Genomic DNA, 16,875 nt, shown 5'->3' with positions numbered 1-16,875 from the left:
CAGGATAGTCAGTTTCAAATATAGAGCGAATAGGTTGTACAAAAAACAATATTTGCACGCCCTGCAACTGATGGTATATCTGTAAAGCTTCAATTCTGTAGCTTTACAGATATTTGAATTATGGCATCAACCAGAACCAGGCGCAACAACCTAGCAAAAGAAAATAAAGAAACCGGGCTTAGCGTAAACAGTAAGCAAAGCGGTGGTCGTTTCTTTCAGAAAGACGGCCGACCAAATGTACGTTTCCGTGGCATTTCTTACATGCAACGGTTCAGTGTGTTTCAGTACATGTTAAAGATTCCTTCCTGGAAATTTATTACGTTGATTGCCGTAGCCTATGTTGTAGTAAACCTTGTGTTTGCCTGCATTTATTTCATTGTGGGTGTTCATCACTTAGGCGGGATGGAAGAGATAACTGTGATGGGCAAATTCTGGGAAGCATTTTTCTTTAGTACGCAAACGCTTTCAACTGTTGGTTACGGGCATGTTTTTCCTGATTCATTAACCTCTAACACTATTGCTGCTGTTGAATCGTTCACGGGTATTTTGATGCTTGCATTAGCAACAGGTTTGATCTATGGCCGGTTTTCGCAACCAAAAGCATATATGAAATACAGCAGTATTGCATTGTTCGCACCTTTTAAAGACGGTTACGCATTGATGTTTCGTTTTGCTCCTTTCAAAAAACACTTTTTAACAGATGTTGAAGTGAAGGTTACCTGTGTCATGAAATATACAGAGAATGAAACGGAACGAAAGAATACCTTTTACAGTCTTGACCTTGAATTATCAAAAGCTAATTCATTAGCAACCAACTGGACGATTGTACATATGATAAATGAAAATAGCCCGCTTTATCAGCTTACAAGAAAAGAAATAGAAGAAGCAGAAACTGAAATTCTTGTCTTTGTAAAAGGTTACGACGAAGAATATGCAAATACTGTTGTGAGCCGAAGCTCTTACATACATAGTGAGTTTATTTATGGTGCGAAATTTAATATGATGTATGAGCCCAGTGAAGACAACAGCACTACCATTCTGCACATGGATAAGATTGATAGTTATCACGAAGAAAAATTACCGGTAAGCATTTAAGATGAAGACAGAAATTGGCATTGATCTAACAACAGCAGCCGAACATTTAACGAAAGGCGAATTGGTTGCCATACCCACCGAAACAGTGTATGGACTTGGTGCCAATGCATTGAATGAAGATGCATTACTGAAAATTTATGCAGCGAAGAACAGGCCACAGTTTAACCCGCTGATCATGCATGTGGCATCATTTGAACAGGCAAAGAAATTCATTAAAGATATTTCAACAGAAGCAGAGCAGTTAGCTGCTGCATTCTGGCCGGGCCCGTTAACTATGCTCTTCAACAAACAACAAACAGTTCCTGATCTGGTTACTGCAGGAAGTAAACGGGTAGCTATTCGTGTTCCGAATCATCCGTTGACATTACAATTGCTTTCTCAACTTGATTTTCCTGTTGCTGCACCAAGTGCCAATCCATCGGGTTATGTTAGTCCAACAACTGCAGCACATGTTTATGAAGGATTAAATGACAAGATTCCATACATACTTGATGGTGGCGCATGTGGCGTTGGCGTTGAATCAACTATTGTGGGCTGGAATGAAGAAGGCGAAATTGAATTGTATCGTTTAGGTGGTATTGCGGTTGAACAGATTGAAGCTGTGATCGGTAAAAAGATCAAGCATCACAAGAAGGTTACAGATAATCCATCTGCACCGGGACAATTGAAAAGTCATTATGCCACACATACTCCACTATATTTAGGAAAGATCAATGAATTGCTGCCACAGTTTGAAGGAACGAAAATCTTCCTCATCAACTTTCAACAGTATCATCCCCATATTCCCAAAGAGCAACAGTTTATTTTATCTGCAAGCGGAAGTAAAGATGAAGCTGCCAAAAATCTGTTCCGTGTTTTACGTGAAGTTGATAGCATGAACGCAGATATTATTCTTGCGGAATTATTACCTGATGAAGGTTTGGGTAGAGCTGTGAACGACAGACTGGAAAGAGCACAACATATTATGAAAGAATAATGAATAATAAGTGATGAATAACTTTGGTAAATCTAAGATTCGCCTAGCTACAAGAACTCATCATTCATTACTCATTACTCATCTTTCTTCACCTTCTCATCAGCAATCAAACTATCCTCATCCCAACCAAGATCTTTTACGAGGTGCAGTTGTTTTGTATCAGCCTTTATAATTTCTTCCAGTTCTTCAATGTATTCTCTTGCCTGGTTGATGTATTCTTTTTCATTGTCCCGGAGCTTGGAAAGATCTTTCAACTTCTGTTCATCGTAACGGAAGAATGTTCGTGCAGCACGTTGTGCCGTGTATGCTCGGTGACCAAGTATCTTCATAGCATCCACACCCATACGGAGTGAAGTATCGATCGTCTCACGATAGATATGCAGTATACCTGCATTCATCTGATCGTAGGTATCTTCCCTTGTGCTGCTGCGTACCAGCATTTGCAGATCAGGAAAATGTTTTTTGATGGTTTCGATCATCTGTAACCGCTTCTCAGGATCATCAACTGCAATAATGATCATTTTTGCTTCAGCCGCACCAGCCGCCAACAGAATATCGTAACGACTTGCATCGCCGTAGTAAACTTTAAAACCCATCTTACGCAGAAACTCCACACGGTTGCTGTCAATATCCAATACCGTTGTCCTTACACCATGTGCCCGAAGGAAACGTCCAATCGTATTGCCGAAATGACCAAAGCCAGCAATGATCACCGGATTTTTTTCATTTACCGCATCCGCCTCTTTTTCTGTTTTGTTTGATGATAATCGCTTGTCAATAAATGGCAACACGATTTTTTCATTGAGGAAAAAAGCAATGGGTGTAAGTGCCATACTGATAGCTACCACAGCCATTAATATCTCAACATAACCTCTTTCAACAATACCTTCTGTTAACGAAAAACTCAACAAAACAAATGCAAACTCTCCTACCTGTGATAAAGATGAAGAGAAAATAATATTCTGATCAACAAGTAGTTTGAAAATCTTACCCAATACTAATAACACAACTGCTTTTACAAACATTAACGCCAACACTAATCCAAAGATCAATAGCGGCTGATTCATGATCAATTCAAAATTGATAGAAGCGCCAACTGCAATAAAAAACAAACCAAGTAATAATCCTTTGAATGGTTCAATATCACTTTCTAATTCATGTTTGTATTCACTGTTTGCCAATACTACACCGGAAAGAAATGTTCCCAAAGCAGGGCTCAATCCAACAGAAGACATTAACACAGCAATGCCAACTACTAATAACAACGCAGTTGCTGTAAACATTTCACGTAACTGTGTTGCTGCTACTAAACGAAAAATGGGAGGAATTAAATAGCGTCCACCAATAATAATAAAACCAATTGCACCTGATACAATCAAAGCCCGCATCCATCCACTTTGGCTTTCTATCCAACCTTCTGCTTCATTCACATTAACATCAGCAGGTGTTAACCCGGCGATAGCAAGTAAAGGAAAAAATGCCAGCATCGGAATCACTGCAATATCCTGGAAGAGTAACACCGCAAACGCACTACGTCCGGCTGTGGTACGATTGATTCCTTTTTCAGCAAGTGTTTGCAACACCAATGCTGTTGAACTGAGTGCCAATGCCATTCCTATTGCTAATGAAGATTGCCATGGCAGATCTAAAAAATAAGCAATACCTGAAATAATAATGGACGTAATGAGCACCTGCAATCCACCCAAACCAAGAATTGCTTTGCGTAATTTCCAAAGCAAGGCGGGCTCCAGTTCAAGACCAATCAGGAACAACATCATCACCACACCAAACTCAGCTGAGTGCATCAGATCCTGTCCTTCAGTGCCAATAAACTGCAATACAGTGGGCCCAATTAAAATACCTGCCAACAAATAACCGAGTACAGAACCAAGACCTAAACGTTTTGCAAGTGGCACCATTACAACAGCAGCTGCCAAATACACCATCGCCTGGAAAAGAATTGAATTATTATCCATCGGTTATGATTGTATTGCGTTAGGAATAGGAACAAGATCATTCATGTAAATACAACTCTCGATCTCGGGTTTGCTGATGCGGTCTTGCACAAGTGCAAGCAACATCTGTTCATACTGTAACGCATGAAGATCCATATCGGTCTCGGGTAAACGATGCGTACCGTGTATCACAAACGGTGGCAGGTATTCAACATCACATAAATATGCAGTTTGTTGAAACGGCAACATGTAATCTGCAAGCGAATACTTATTCCTGCCTTCTTCGGTATAAGAATTTTTGGAACCGCCGGTTGATATGGCATGCATAAATTTTTTACCTGCAATTGCACGGCCACCTGTACCATAGGCCCAGCCATGTTCCAACACCAGATCCTGCCATTGTTTGATAATAGCAGGAGAACTATACCAATAAAACGGATGTTGAAAGATCACCACATCATGCTGCAGTAACAAGCGTTGTTCGTAAGGAACATCAATATCAAAATCGGGATAACGTTCATACAGATCATGAAACCGTATATCAGCCGATCTCGGAATGTGCTCAACAAGACGTTTGTGCACCCTTGACTTTTCCATTGCAGGATGTGCAAAGAGGATGAGGACTTTTGCCATAAGCAACGGTGTTTAAAAATGATCAAACCATTATTCCCAGAATTTTACAGGATAATCAGAGCAGGCCTTGCTTTCAAGCGGCTCTAAATTTCTACCCAGTTCATTTAACTGTTCCGGTTGTATCTGCTCTTCAATAAACGGGAACAGATCACGCTCTTCAAAGCGGATATGTTTTTCAAGAAGGGTATGAAAATCGGTGATGAGTGCTATGCTTGAATCACCGCTTCTTATCGCATCAACGATACGTCGTATCTGGTGATGCTCCGTTTTCATTTGCTCATATTTATCCATGAGCGCAGGTATCTGCAACACATGTGGGTGCAGATATACTTCTTCTTTAATGAAATGGTTTCTTAATTCCCCATTCCATACAGACACAATAAAATCATCCATCACTGTTGGATCAGCCTGCTTCCCTACTCCTTTTTTCAGAAGTAATGCAGCCATCAATCCATTGTGATGTTGATGCGAAAGCGGTTGCAGCTGTTCTTCACGCTTCATACCTCTTTTATTTTAATGCCTGAATGATCTGTACAAACTCATCTGCCTTTAATGATGCGCCACCTACAAGTCCGCCATCAACATCAGGCTGACCAAAAATTTCTTTTGCATTAGAACCTTTTACACTGCCACCATACAAAATAGAAATTTCATTTGCAACTTCTGTACCGTACTGTGCAGCTAATACACTACGCAAATGTGCATGCATTTCCTGCGCCTGTTCTGCCGATGCAGTTTTACCCGTACCAATTGCCCAGATAGGTTCATATGCAATGATGATCTTTTTTAGTTCATCGGCACTTAAATGAAATAAACTTTCTTTCAATTGATTACCCACATACTCATTTTGTGTGCCTGCTTCACGAATATCCAATGCTTCACCACAACAGAAGATCGGTGTAATACCTGCAGCTAAAGCAGTGTTTACTTTTTCTGCAAGCATTTGATTGGTTTCGTTAAAGTATTCACGGCGTTCGCTATGACCTAATACTACATAACCAACATTGATCGACTTCAACATTTCAACTGAAGTTTCACCTGTATATGCACCTGAAGTTTTTGTATAAGCGTTTTGAGCTGCCACACCTGTGTTGATCTTTCCTTTCAGCTTCTCTACCACCATTGTCAGATATGGAAACGGCACAGCAAAAACTGCACGTTGATCTGCTCCTAATGTAAAAGGTGTGTGAATGATGCCATTAATTAATTCCTCAGCCTGTTGATAGGTCAAATTCATTTTCCAGTTTGCTGCGGCTACTTGCTGTCTCATAATCTTGTTGTTTTTTTATTCGTAGTTTATGTTTGTCGGGCGTAAATATATTCCAGTATCTGCTTATCGTTGTTAGTTAACGATTGCTGCTTCATTTGCATCCAGTTCTCAATATCATGCAAAGCTTTTTCCAATATGTATTTTTCACCCGTATGAATGTTCCAGGTAAAATCGGCGATAAATTTAGGCGATAACCCTGTAGTGAGAATGTTGCTGCAAATGCCACTTACCATTCCTGTTGTGAGCGATGCATTGATGGATACTTTTGAATAATCGCCCAGCATTACGCCGCACTTTGTTCCTGCGCTGATCCATTGATGTAATAATGGATTCCAGAATTTTACTTCGCCAGCTGTATTTTTCACATTGGAGCAGGAAGCACCTGCGCCAATATTGCACCAGGAACCAATCACCGCATCCCCTAAATAACCATCATGTGCTTTATTTGAATAATCGAAAAAGATCGAATTTTTAATTTCTCCACCAACCGTACATTTTTTTCCAACTGTGGTTGCACCATAAATTTTGCTACCCATTTTTACCACTGCATTTTCCAGCGCAACAAACGGTCCACGGATCATACTGCCTTCCATCAGTAATGCGTTTTTTCCAATATAAATTGGCCCGGTTGATGCGTTGAGTGTGCAATATTCAACCTCCGCTCCTTCTTCAATAAAGATCTGTTCAGGATTAATTAACTGATTGGTTGATGAAATTGCAGCAGATAGTTTTTTTGAACGGATCAACTCAATATCTGTGCGAATCATTTGATCGTTTGCGAGCACAAGATCATAAGGATAATGCAGGAACCGAACAGTAACAGGACCCTCAACTTCCCTACAATGTTTCGTTTGTTCTGTTGTTATTGGAAATGTCAATCTGTTCTTCGTTCGAACAGCAATTAAATTACTATTTCGAAGCAGTGCACTCTCAGATGTTAATGCTTTTAGTTCTCCCACTAATTCATTTGATAAAATAACGGATGCATTGATGTATAAAAAATCATCTCCTTCACCTGGTGAAAATGGGTAAGCGTTGGTTAAATAATTTTCCGTAAGGGCAAATACTTCCTGCTGTAATACAAATGCCCAACGTTCTTTAGCTGTAAAGATGCCACAACGAAATTCAGATAAAGGCCTTGTTAGCGAAAACGGATAAAATGTTGCCCTGGTTCCTGTATCAAACAAAATGATCTGCATCTGCTGGTTTAAATTGGCCCGTTGTAAAAATACAGGAATCATTTTAATGATCGTTCTAAACTAAAACTGCCCCTATGAAGGGGCAGTTGAAGACTCTATTAATCAATAGTTATTATTGTGGCAAGAGAACCTGATTGATTTTATAAAATACGCCATTGATTGCGGGACGATCAACACCAGCTGCAGTCGGTATAGCAGACGCAGCGCTTGGATTACCTACCCCTTTTACGCTTAAGCCCGTAGCAAATCCTCCGGTAATAGTTGATGAAACAGCAACACCAGGATGCGCTGGTATCGATGCATTCACAAACGTTGGATAATTGGTAGCAGTGCCTGGAAAATTCACTGCAAATGCACGTTGTGTTAAAACATGATAAGCCACAACTCCTCTTACTAAAGCGGTGGTTACGTTATTTGTTGCTAAAAATGCGGGGCCTGCAGCAACAGCACCATTTGCCTGAGCATCGGCTGTAGCAGCACTTCCGGTTAACGCAAATACCTGTTGATAAACCAGGAAGTAAATAAGCGCCTGGAAAGCTGCATTATTAGGTGCAAACACAGTAAAATTAGCTCCCGGCGCAATAGCAGCATTACCTAAATAATATTGAAAACTTGGCGCTGAAGTGGTTGATAATCCCGAATCAGCCCTGACAAGAGCAGCTTCCAGGTAATCTAAATCCGGATCATTTTTAATAGTATCGAGTAACAATTTAGTAGGAGGTGCAACAATTGCTGCCACCTGGTGCATAACTCCATTTGCAACCGCAATGTCTGCAGCAGTCACAGGAATATTGTTTGCCCATGCTGCGCTGCCTCTGCGTGAAGGAAAAATACTGAAGCGTGCTAATGGATTTGTGTTAGGTGCCGGGAAAATTAAACCTGTAGGCATCTGCACATTGGGGAACGTTGTAGTAATACCTGCTGAACTTACTTTCTGACCAGGTATAAGGTGATAACTTAAAATAGCAGTAAGTTGAGCTAATGGCACTGCATCGATTACTGCTGTGCTTGGTATTCCTGATGCTGTAAATGCTGCGTTACTAGGGGCAAATAACGTAAACACTGAGTTCTTATTTGTAACAGCAGTTAATAAACCAGCACGTGTTAATGCATGTTTCAGCAATGAATAATTAGCATCTGTATTAATGATATCTCCAATGCTTTGTCCCGTTGGAGTTGGGAATGAGTTTGGCACCGGCGCGGAAATATCTTTGTTACACGAAGACAGTAACAGCAAGGCAACCAGTGAGTAGCTTACAATCTTTTTCATATGTGAAGTCAGTTTCATGAATGATTAAATAATGTTCGATACGTGAATTAGAATATGTTGTAAGAATAACTCACATAATATAATCCACCTACTGAAGGGTTACCCGGTGCATGATAATAATATTGATTCAACAGGTTATTAGCACCTAATTTAAACAACGATTTTGTTTTAGGTATCTTATAACTGAACTGTGCATCCAATGTTTGAATGGCAGGCACTTCACCGTTTGCGAAATCACCTTCGAAGAAATAAGAATCCTGCCAACGATAAGCGATATTGAATCCAATATTTTTGCGTTTGCCTAACTGGTTATTTCCGACGATCACATTTGCACGATATTTCGGAGAGTTAAAAAATGCTACGTAACCAGGTGGAATATCTTGCAATACATCGGAAGAACCGTTTACTGTGACTACAAAATTACCCGGAAGCTTATACTCAAGCCCCAACCCATAACCGTAGGTTTTTACTTTTGCTTCAGTATTAACAGGTACAGAATAAACCTGTCGTGTTGAAGCACTGTTCAAACCGGAAATATTCCCTGTTTTTGACTGAACCACCAATGTACGTGCAAGGAAATTTTCATACTGTCCATAATAACCATAAACATCGATCAGCAGTTTATTATCGGCAACCACACCCTTATAACCAAGTTCATATGAGGTTACATTTTCCGGTTTCAACGCTTTATAGTCATAAACCTTTGGTGCACCGGCCTGAACACTTTCTAGCGAGTAAATAGGATTCGAGTTAAACTTGTAATAATCTCTTAACTCTGTTACACCTCCAATCAAGAGCACATCTCCACCTACTCTCAGGTTGATCCATTGCTGCTGCGTACTGGGAAAACGATAGGCTGTTTGATAGGACAGGCGGATGCTGTTATTTTTATTTACTTTAATGAGAGCTGTTGCTCTTGGAGTAAATCGTCCATCAAAGTTTTCATTTTTGTCGTAACGGCCAGATACCGTAAGATTCAAACGATCTTTCAGCAATTTCTTACTCACTTGAGCATAGCCGCCAAACTGATTAATTGGTATCGGAGCAGCAGAATCGGCAAACAAAGTGCCTTCTGAATCCAGAACAAACCTGCGAAAATCACCGCCAACCAGGATATCGACAACATTACCTGTCAGGTGCGAGAAATTATACTGTCCTTCCGCAACATACAAATCTGATTTTTCAATAAATAAGCCTCCTCCTTTAGAAATAGGGACCGACCTTACTCGATCGAAAATTTGTTTAAACTGATCGGTGCCTGGTTTAGGTGCTCCTGCGTCTGAAACACTCCTGGCATTATTATGAGCATCAATATCAGTTAAACCTGATAATTTACCCGCTAAAAAAGCCTGAGAATATATAACTGCCCAATCTGTAAGTTGTGGTGTAGGTTGACCATTTGTAAAGGTTACTGTTTTTCGAATTGCTTCGTTTGTAAGCCTGGTAGTGACAGTTGCGTTATACGATTCACCTGCATCCTCCTGAGTGGCCCATCCACGGATAAACCAATTCTTTGCCTTTAATTCTAATTTGTATTGTTTAATAATAAAGTTTTTAAATGAATAGCGATCGCTGGCAGTATAAACCGAGTTGCCAGACCCAATATATCCCATTGCAATGGCTTCAAGATCGTCAGTTATTTTATAATGAAATGCCCCTCCTAATTTGAAATTTACTGTGTTGGGGTCAACCAAATCCCGTTCAGCATAGCCAGTACGTGATACATTGATCGGGCTGCCTGTTAAAGTATTAATGTATGGGGCTAGAAAAGGAGCTTGCCCTCCAATGCCTTGTAAGAATGGTACTAAATCAAAAGTTGTTTCATCACCATAAACGTTCACACCATCATAATTCGGATCGGTTGTGCGTGTACCGGGAATAAGATTCCCTGTTGTACCAAGGCGTTTATAATTACGTTGATCTGCAGCGAGCCAGTCTTTTGCCTGTATAAATTCAGATGTAATTTTAAATGCAGCACGTTCTCCTATCTTTTCTGCCCAACGAAGATTCCAATTGTAGTAGGGAGAAACTTCCTGGCGATATTTTCGATCAGCGTGCATAATTCCCTGCTTTATCTGGAAAGAAAAACCCTGGTATTTGAATGGGCTTTTACTGTTTATCAATAATGTTCCGTTCATACCACCCGGGCCGTATAAAGCCGATGATGCACCAGGGAGCAATTCCATATTATCTACGTCAAGTTCCGACAAGCCAATTATGCTTCCTACTGAAAAGTTAAGACCGGGAGCCTGATTATCCATTCCATCCGTAATCTGGTTGAAACGAGTATTACCACTTCCGTTAAAACCCCTTGTTGTAGGAGTTTTAAAAGTAAGTGATGATGTAAGCATATCCACACCTTTCAGATTTTGAACAACTTCATAAAATGTTGAAGCCGGTGAGTTGCGGATATTAGCTGCACTCACTTGTTCAATTGTTACCGGCGATTCAATTTTACGGATTGCTACCCTCGTCGCTGAAACAACAATTTCTTCCCCCATTTGAGGACTGCTGCTAGTAAGAGAAACTTCAACCTGTTGTGAAGCTGAAGCAACAGTCACCTCTTTGGTTTCAAAATTAACAGAAGATATCACAAGTGTTACTGGTAAAGAAGGAACAGTAATGCTAAACTCTCCTTTATCATTTGTATAAACGCCGGCGGATGAGCCTTTCACTGTTACTGAAACAGCTGGCAAGGCTTCTCCGGTGCTGGTACCTTTTACACTTCCTTTTATAGTTACAGATTGAGCAAAAGAGGAAATGGAAATAAGGCAGGACGTTAACAGCAGTAGTAAAACTGGCAGTTTTTTTCGCATGGTCAAGTCGTTTTTGGTTAAGTAATTAGCAAAATACTGATTGTTAGTATTATTCAGAAATTTTCTTTCCACCCTTTTGAGGAACGATTATTTTGAATTTTAGTTTGTAAGTCTGCAAACAGTACTCAGCCGGTTGGTGACTTTGAAGCTTTTCATGCTTCAACAGATCAAAAATATTTTCAGCAAACAGCTAATCCTAATTGTTCTTTACAACACAATGATGTTAACCAGCAACAATACCATAAAGTGGGTACAATCTGTGCAAAAGGCAATTACTATCTGCAAAGCTTATACTTCAATTTAGTTGCGATAATTATTCTTTGCCAAAACAAGTATAGCAGAATTGCAAAAACAGCCGGAAATTCAAGAAAAAACTCAACATATAGCTCGCAGGTTGGGCAAGGTAAATTATCTTCGGGCGCATGAATTCATTTCAATTTCCCAATCAAACAAACTATTATAAAGGCAAGGTCAGAGATGTGTACAGTATTGGTACCAACTGGCTTGTGATGATTGCCAGTAACCGTATTTCAGCTTTTGATGTTATTCTTCCACGTCCTATTCCTTATAAAGGACAGGTATTAAACCAAATTGCTGCATACATGCTGCATGCAACCGAAGATATTTGTCCTAACTGGCTGGTAAACGTGCCTGCACCTAATGTAAGCATCGGCAAACGTTGTGTTCCGTTTAAGATAGAAATGGTGGTGCGTGGCAATCTTGTTGGTCACGCATGGAGAACCTATGCCTCGGGCAAAAGAGAACTTTGCGGTGCAGCAATGCCAGATGGTTTGAAAGAAAATGATTACTTCCCTACTCCCATTATTACTCCCTCGACAAAAGCAGATGCGGGTCATGACGAAGATATTTCGCCAGCAGAAATTGCGGCACAGGGAATATGTTCAGAAGCAGAGTGGAACCAATTAAGCAGTTACGCATTGCAACTGTTTGCACGTGGAAAAGAAATTGCAGCCAAACAGGGATTGATACTTGTTGATACCAAATATGAATTTGGGAAAATAGGTGAAACTATTTACCTGATGGATGAAATACATACCCCTGATTCATCCCGCTATTTTTATGCAGATGGTTTTGAGGAACGCCAGCAAACAGGTGAACGCCAAAAACAATTAAGTAAAGAGTTTGTAAGAGAATGGCTGATCGAAAATAATTTCATGGGCAAGGAAGGACAAACCGTTCCTGAAATGAGCGATGAATGGATCAACACCATCAGCAAACGTTATGTTGAACTTTACGAAAAAGTGATCGGACAAGCTTTTGTACCAGAAGAACTGAGTGATGAAGAAACTCAATCACGTATCATAAAAGCTCTGGGTGAGCTGGTATAAAATCATTGTTTCATTTTTCCGGTTGATATAAACAGATTTTAATTGAGATAGAATCGGGATAATAAAGAACCTCTTGGAAATTCTTTATCTTTCATAAAACTTCTCTGCATGAGTCCCGATTCTGTTTTTCAACTTTGCAGCACCATTGCTTTAGTTGCCTGGTTAATTCTTTTGATCGCAAGCCCCTTCTGGCCTTCTGTTGATAAATTATTGATCAGTGTGGTCATCACACTCTTTGCCATTGTATATGCATGGCTCATCTTCCAAAGTTTTAATCCGGATGACATCGAAAAATTTAATACGCTTGATGGCGTGATGCAATTATTTACTGATAAAACGGCAGTTACTGCCGGATGGGTGCACTACCTCGCATTTGATCTGATGACAGGTATCTGGATCAAGAAAAATGCACAGAAACACGGCATTAATCATTGGATACTCATCCCCTGCCTGTTCTTTACATTTATGCTGGGTCCGGTTGGTTTATTACTGTATCTCATCATTCGCCTGGCTTATACCAAACAATACTTCGCTGATAATTATTGATCATATGAATTATTTCCTCACAGAATTAAAAAGAAGAAATCAAACCTTGTATTTCTTTAGTTTGATTTGTTTAGTTGGTGCAGTTGTATGTATTGCAATGATCATTTTCAGCGATACAGTTGTGCTTGGCATCAACGCATGGTATAAACCCATGAAGTTTTTTCTTTCAACAGTAATCTTCAGTTGCACTATGGGTTGGTTCATGCATTACCTGAACAGACCATTACATACAAAGTTCTACAGTCGGACGCTCATCATCACACTTGCATTCGAATTAGTGTATATAACCCTTCGTGCATCACAAGGTCAATTATCCCATTTCAATATTTCCTCGGCTTTTAACGGGCTGATGTTTAGTTTAATGGGCATCGCCATCAGCATCATCACTTTGTGGACAGCTTATGTTGCATTTCTTTTCTGGAAAGAATCTTTCCCGCAATTACCACCTGCCTATCTTTGGGGCATACGTTTCGGGCTTGTACTATTTGTTGTGTTTGCATTCTCAGGTGGCATGATGGCTGCACGATTGAGCCACACCGTAGGCAGCGCAATGGAAACCACACAAGGTTTACCGGTGTTGAACTGGAGCAGAGAATCGGGCGACTTACGCATAGCACATTTTTTTGGCATGCATGCGCTGCAGCTTTTACCGCTGCTTGGTTTTTTTGTAACACGCACAAAACAACAGATCATTATTTTAAGTTTGATATATGCCGCTGCTGTATCAGCTCTTTTGTTGCAGGCATTGAATGCCTTACCTTTAGTGCCGCTGCAGTAATGAAAGAGTACCCGCTATTGCAGCTGCCAATCATTCTAAAATTATGATCATGTATAAACTGTTGCTGCCTCTTTGTTTATTGATAACTTCTTTTGTTACAGCACAACAATATCATTTGGTTGTTGGAACTTTTACCGATGCCGGAAGTGATGGCATCTATACTTACAAATTCAATGCACAAACGGGTGATGCGGTTCCTGCAGGTTCTGCAAAAACGCCAAACCCATCTTACCTTGTAGTTTCGCCCGACAATAAATATGTGTACGCCGCCAATCATGATGAAAAAGGAATGGTGAGTGCATTTCAGTTCAACAAACTGGATGGTTCACTAAAATTTCTTAACCAGGTTACAAGTGCAGGTGCACATCCCTGTTATATCAGCATTAATAAAAAAGGCAACATTCTCGTTGCCGGAAATTATGCCAGCGGAAATCTTTCAGTAATGGAAGTACGCCAAGACGGACAGGTAAATCAGCCAAAACAAATCATCCAGTTAAAAGGCAGCAGCGTCAACCGCAGCAGGCAGGAGAAATCACATGTGCATGCAACTGTTTTTTCACCTGATTATCGTTTTCTTTTTGTACCCGATCTTGGCAGCGACAAAGTAATGATCTACAAAGTAGCGCAAGGAAGCGGAGCATTACAACCGGCAGATGAACCTTTTGCTGAAGTAAATGCAGGTGCCGGCCCACGCCATATTGACTTTCATCCAAAACTCGGCTTTGCTTATCTCATTGAAGAATTAACCGGCACCATCAGTGTCTTTAAATATAATGAAGGGAAGTTGACGCTTGTACAAAACACATCATCACATCCCATCAGTTACCAGGGAGCTTTCGGTTCTGCTGATATTCACGTATCGCCTGACGGAAATTTTCTTTATGCCAGTAACCGTGGCGATGCAAACTCCATTGCCATTTTCAGGATCGATCAGGATAATGGCATGATACAACCTGTAGGTTTTCAACCATCGCTTGGCATCCATCCACGAAATTTTAATTTCGATCCCACAGGAAATTTTTTATTGGTTGCCAACCGGGATACTAACGAGATTGTGATCTTTAAAATTGATAAGCAAACGGGGTTGCTTGAAGATACCAAGAAGCGTATCAAAGTATCGAAACCTGTTTGTATTAAATGGATCGTCACAAAATAATATAACATCAGATGAAAAAGATTTATCCCGAATCAATGCCCACACCAAAGGGCTACTACTCTCCTGCTATTGTGCATAATGGCACTGTGTATGTAAGCGGACAATTAGCGATCAATGAAAAAGGCGAACCGCAAATTGGAAGCATTGAAGATGAAGTGCGGCAGTGCATGAAGAATATCGAAACAATTCTGAAAGCAAGCGGCAGCAGTTTACATCACATCCTGAAAGTAAATGTATTTATTGCCGACATCAGCAACTGGCCAAAATTCAACCAGGTTTTTGCTGAGATCATGGGCGAACATAAACCTGCACGTATTGTTGTGCCCTGCAACCAACTGAACTATGGTTGTGGTATTGAAATAGATTGTATTGCAGCAACAGCAGAATAATTATCATGAGTATTTCCAAAGAACAAATTGAACAAGCACACGAACGCATCAAACCGTTCATTCACAAAACAGCTGTACTTACCTGCAACACCATTAATGAACTTGCAGGCGCAGAATTATTTTTCAAGTGTGAGAATTTTCAAAAGATCGGTGCTTTTAAAATAAGAGGCGGCATGAATGCTGCACTCAGTTTATCAAAGGAAAAAGCAGTAAACGGCATTGCTACTCATTCATCGGGTAATCATGCTCAGGCTATTGCTTATGCTGCACGACAGTTGGGCACCAAGGCATATATTGTAATGCCCAATAATTCGCCCAGTGTAAAAGTGAATGCGGTAAAAGGTTATGGTGCTGAAGTGACTTTCTGCGAAAACAATCAACAGGCACGTGAAGAAACATTGCAGGCCATTGTTGACAGAACCGGTGCAGAATTCATCCATCCTTACAATGATGACCGTGTAATTACCGGGCAGGCAACATGCGCCAAAGAACTACTCGAAGAAATTCCTTCACTTGATTTTTTATTAGCACCTGTCGGTGGTGGCGGATTATTAAGCGGAACACTGTTAAGCGCTCATTATTTTTCGCCGGAAACAAAAGTGTATGCAGGTGAACCCGAAGGTGCAGCCGATGCAGTGCTGTCATTAAAAAGCGGCAAGATAGAAACTGCTCCTTATATTAAAACAATTGCCGATGGTTTATTAACCAAGCTAGGCGATAAAACATTCCCAATCATTCAACAATACGTTGCTGATATTCTTACTGTAAGTGATGAAGAAATCATTTCAACCCTGCGTTTGGTTTACGAACGCATGAAGATCATTGTTGAACCAAGTTGCGTAGTGCCACTCGCTGCATTACTCAAGAATAAAGAATTGTTTGCAGGCAAACGTGCAGGCATTATTCTTTCCGGAGGAAATGTTGATCTGAAAAAATTTTGTGAGTGGTTTAGTTGATCACCACTCTTCCATCAAATCATGATTATTATTTCGGTAATGGTGCCCCAACTGCAATATCGCAACGATGGCCGGGTTGACCATGCGGTGGATTTTTTCCTGCAGCTGTTGTTGTAACTGGTGCTGTTGTTGCCGGCGGAGACATCACTATTGTTTGTTGTTGCGGTGATGTTGCTGTTGTTTGCGCAGGCGCACTGTTCAATGGCGCTCCCACCTGTATATCACAACGATGACCGGGTTGTCCATGCGCAGGATTTAATCCGGCAGTACTTGTTGCAGCAGGTGCAGTTTGTTGTGGTTTTGCAGGTTGTATAGTTACCGGTGGCGGAGTTTTTGTTGCAGGTGCTGTTGTACTTCCTTCTTCCAATCCATTACCACAGGCAGTTAACAGGGAAAGAAGGATCAAGGCAGGCAAACATTTATACTGATTCATACAATGATTATTTCGATACAAGGTAGGAAAAACTACCGGCAGTTCCTATCCGGT

General features: G+C 40.5%; 16 protein-coding genes. 8 read left to right on the top strand and 8 right to left on the bottom strand.

Annotation, left to right across the window (positions count from 1 at the left end; genetic code table 11):
* Positions 1-120 precede the first annotated feature (120 nt).
* Both H4075_RS10900 and H4075_RS10895 read left to right on the top strand, forming a co-directional pair.
* A complete protein-coding gene (locus tag H4075_RS10900) occupies positions 121-1,095 on the top strand; it encodes an ion channel (RefSeq protein ID WP_182806541.1) in 975 nt (324 codons plus the stop codon).
* 1 nt (position 1,096) lies between these two features.
* A complete protein-coding gene (locus H4075_RS10895) occupies positions 1,097-2,071 on the top strand; it encodes an L-threonylcarbamoyladenylate synthase (protein ID WP_182806540.1) in 975 nt (324 codons plus the stop codon).
* 74 nt (positions 2,072-2,145) lie between these two features.
* Here H4075_RS10895 and H4075_RS10890 read toward each other — a convergent pair whose 3' ends face one another.
* The 7 genes from H4075_RS10890 to H4075_RS10860 all read right to left on the bottom strand — a co-directional run bounded on the left by H4075_RS10890 (position 2,146) and on the right by H4075_RS10860 (position 11,214).
* Positions 2,146-4,047, bottom strand: a complete 1,902-nt coding sequence (locus H4075_RS10890; RefSeq protein ID WP_182806539.1) for a monovalent cation:proton antiporter-2 (CPA2) family protein — start codon at positions 4,045-4,047, stop codon at positions 2,146-2,148.
* A 3-nt stretch (positions 4,048-4,050) separates the two neighbouring features.
* The gene (gene kefF, locus H4075_RS10885; protein ID WP_182806538.1) at positions 4,051-4,659 is read right to left on the bottom strand and encodes a glutathione-regulated potassium-efflux system oxidoreductase KefF; all 609 of its coding nucleotides are present in this window, start codon (positions 4,657-4,659) and stop codon (positions 4,051-4,053) included.
* A 30-nt stretch (positions 4,660-4,689) separates the two neighbouring features.
* Positions 4,690-5,160 (bottom strand): hemerythrin domain-containing protein, encoded by a 471-nt coding sequence (locus tag H4075_RS10880; protein ID WP_182806537.1) that lies wholly within the window; start codon positions 5,158-5,160, stop codon positions 4,690-4,692.
* 7 nt (positions 5,161-5,167) lie between these two features.
* Positions 5,168-5,929: a triose-phosphate isomerase gene (gene tpiA / locus H4075_RS10875; protein WP_182806536.1), complete on the bottom strand. Its 762-nt coding sequence runs from the start codon at positions 5,927-5,929 to the stop codon at positions 5,168-5,170.
* 26 nt (positions 5,930-5,955) lie between these two features.
* Entirely contained in the window at positions 5,956-7,170 is a 1,215-nt protein-coding gene (locus H4075_RS10870) for a putative sugar nucleotidyl transferase (protein ID WP_182806535.1), read from the bottom strand.
* A gap of 70 nt (positions 7,171-7,240) precedes the next feature.
* On the bottom strand, positions 7,241-8,398 hold the full coding sequence (locus tag H4075_RS10865; RefSeq protein WP_182806534.1) for a fasciclin domain-containing protein: 1,158 nt from the start codon (positions 8,396-8,398) through the stop codon (positions 7,241-7,243).
* Positions 8,399-8,445: 47 nt separating this feature from the next.
* On the bottom strand, positions 8,446-11,214 hold the full coding sequence (locus tag H4075_RS10860; RefSeq protein ID WP_182806533.1) for a TonB-dependent receptor: 2,769 nt from the start codon (positions 11,212-11,214) through the stop codon (positions 8,446-8,448).
* A 422-nt stretch (positions 11,215-11,636) separates the two neighbouring features.
* On the opposite strand from H4075_RS10860, the gene H4075_RS10855 reads away from it, so the two are divergent.
* From H4075_RS10855 to H4075_RS10830, 6 genes are all read left to right on the top strand, one after another.
* Entirely contained in the window at positions 11,637-12,563 is a 927-nt protein-coding gene (locus tag H4075_RS10855) for a phosphoribosylaminoimidazolesuccinocarboxamide synthase (RefSeq protein WP_182806532.1), read from the top strand.
* A gap of 108 nt (positions 12,564-12,671) precedes the next feature.
* Entirely contained in the window at positions 12,672-13,109 is a 438-nt protein-coding gene (locus H4075_RS10850; RefSeq protein ID WP_182806531.1) for an ABA4-like family protein, read from the top strand.
* Between the two features lie 4 nt (positions 13,110-13,113).
* Complete coding sequence (locus tag H4075_RS10845; RefSeq protein WP_182806530.1) at positions 13,114-13,887, top strand: hypothetical protein; 774 nt, start codon at positions 13,114-13,116, stop codon at positions 13,885-13,887.
* Positions 13,888-13,936: 49 nt separating this feature from the next.
* The gene (locus H4075_RS10840; protein ID WP_182806529.1) at positions 13,937-15,043 is read left to right on the top strand and encodes a lactonase family protein; all 1,107 of its coding nucleotides are present in this window, start codon (positions 13,937-13,939) and stop codon (positions 15,041-15,043) included.
* Between the two features lie 11 nt (positions 15,044-15,054).
* Positions 15,055-15,432, top strand: coding sequence for a RidA family protein (locus tag H4075_RS10835; protein WP_182806528.1), 378 nt, complete (start codon positions 15,055-15,057; stop codon positions 15,430-15,432).
* 5 nt (positions 15,433-15,437) lie between these two features.
* Positions 15,438-16,388 carry a pyridoxal-phosphate dependent enzyme gene (locus H4075_RS10830; RefSeq protein ID WP_182806527.1) on the top strand — a complete coding sequence of 317 codons (951 nt, stop codon included), beginning with the start codon at positions 15,438-15,440 and terminating at the stop codon, positions 16,386-16,388.
* A gap of 28 nt (positions 16,389-16,416) precedes the next feature.
* Here the strand turns inward: H4075_RS10830 and H4075_RS10825 are convergent, their stop codons facing one another.
* A complete protein-coding gene (locus H4075_RS10825; RefSeq protein WP_182806526.1) occupies positions 16,417-16,821 on the bottom strand; it encodes a hypothetical protein in 405 nt (134 codons plus the stop codon).
* Positions 16,822-16,875: the final 54 nt, after the last annotated feature.

Origin of the sequence: Lacibacter sediminis (assembly GCF_014168535.1) — a bacterium.
Lineage (GTDB): Bacteria > Bacteroidota > Bacteroidia > Chitinophagales > Chitinophagaceae > Lacibacter > Lacibacter sediminis.
This window is presented reverse-complemented; position numbering and strand designations above follow the sequence as displayed.

Coding starts and splice junctions, on each gene's coding strand:
- H4075_RS10830 (WP_182806527.1), top strand. CDS start 15,438: ATGAGTATTTCCAAAGAACAAATTGAACAAGCACACGAACGCATCAAA.
- H4075_RS10890 (WP_182806539.1), bottom strand. CDS start 4,047: ATGGATAATAATTCAATTCTTTTCCAGGCGATGGTGTATTTGGCAGCT.
- H4075_RS10840 (WP_182806529.1), top strand. CDS start 13,937: ATGTATAAACTGTTGCTGCCTCTTTGTTTATTGATAACTTCTTTTGTT.
- H4075_RS10865 (WP_182806534.1), bottom strand. CDS start 8,398: ATGAAAAAGATTGTAAGCTACTCACTGGTTGCCTTGCTGTTACTGTCT.
- H4075_RS10855 (WP_182806532.1), top strand. CDS start 11,637: ATGAATTCATTTCAATTTCCCAATCAAACAAACTATTATAAAGGCAAG.
- H4075_RS10850 (WP_182806531.1), top strand. CDS start 12,672: ATGAGTCCCGATTCTGTTTTTCAACTTTGCAGCACCATTGCTTTAGTT.
- H4075_RS10825 (WP_182806526.1), bottom strand. CDS start 16,821: ATGAATCAGTATAAATGTTTGCCTGCCTTGATCCTTCTTTCCCTGTTA.
- H4075_RS10860 (WP_182806533.1), bottom strand. CDS start 11,214: ATGCGAAAAAAACTGCCAGTTTTACTACTGCTGTTAACGTCCTGCCTT.
- H4075_RS10880 (WP_182806537.1), bottom strand. CDS start 5,160: ATGAAGCGTGAAGAACAGCTGCAACCGCTTTCGCATCAACATCACAAT.
- tpiA (WP_182806536.1), bottom strand. CDS start 5,929: ATGAGACAGCAAGTAGCCGCAGCAAACTGGAAAATGAATTTGACCTAT.
- H4075_RS10895 (WP_182806540.1), top strand. CDS start 1,097: ATGAAGACAGAAATTGGCATTGATCTAACAACAGCAGCCGAACATTTA.
- H4075_RS10845 (WP_182806530.1), top strand. CDS start 13,114: ATGAATTATTTCCTCACAGAATTAAAAAGAAGAAATCAAACCTTGTAT.
- H4075_RS10870 (WP_182806535.1), bottom strand. CDS start 7,170: ATGATTCCTGTATTTTTACAACGGGCCAATTTAAACCAGCAGATGCAG.
- H4075_RS10900 (WP_182806541.1), top strand. CDS start 121: ATGGCATCAACCAGAACCAGGCGCAACAACCTAGCAAAAGAAAATAAA.
- H4075_RS10835 (WP_182806528.1), top strand. CDS start 15,055: ATGAAAAAGATTTATCCCGAATCAATGCCCACACCAAAGGGCTACTAC.
- kefF (WP_182806538.1), bottom strand. CDS start 4,659: ATGGCAAAAGTCCTCATCCTCTTTGCACATCCTGCAATGGAAAAGTCA.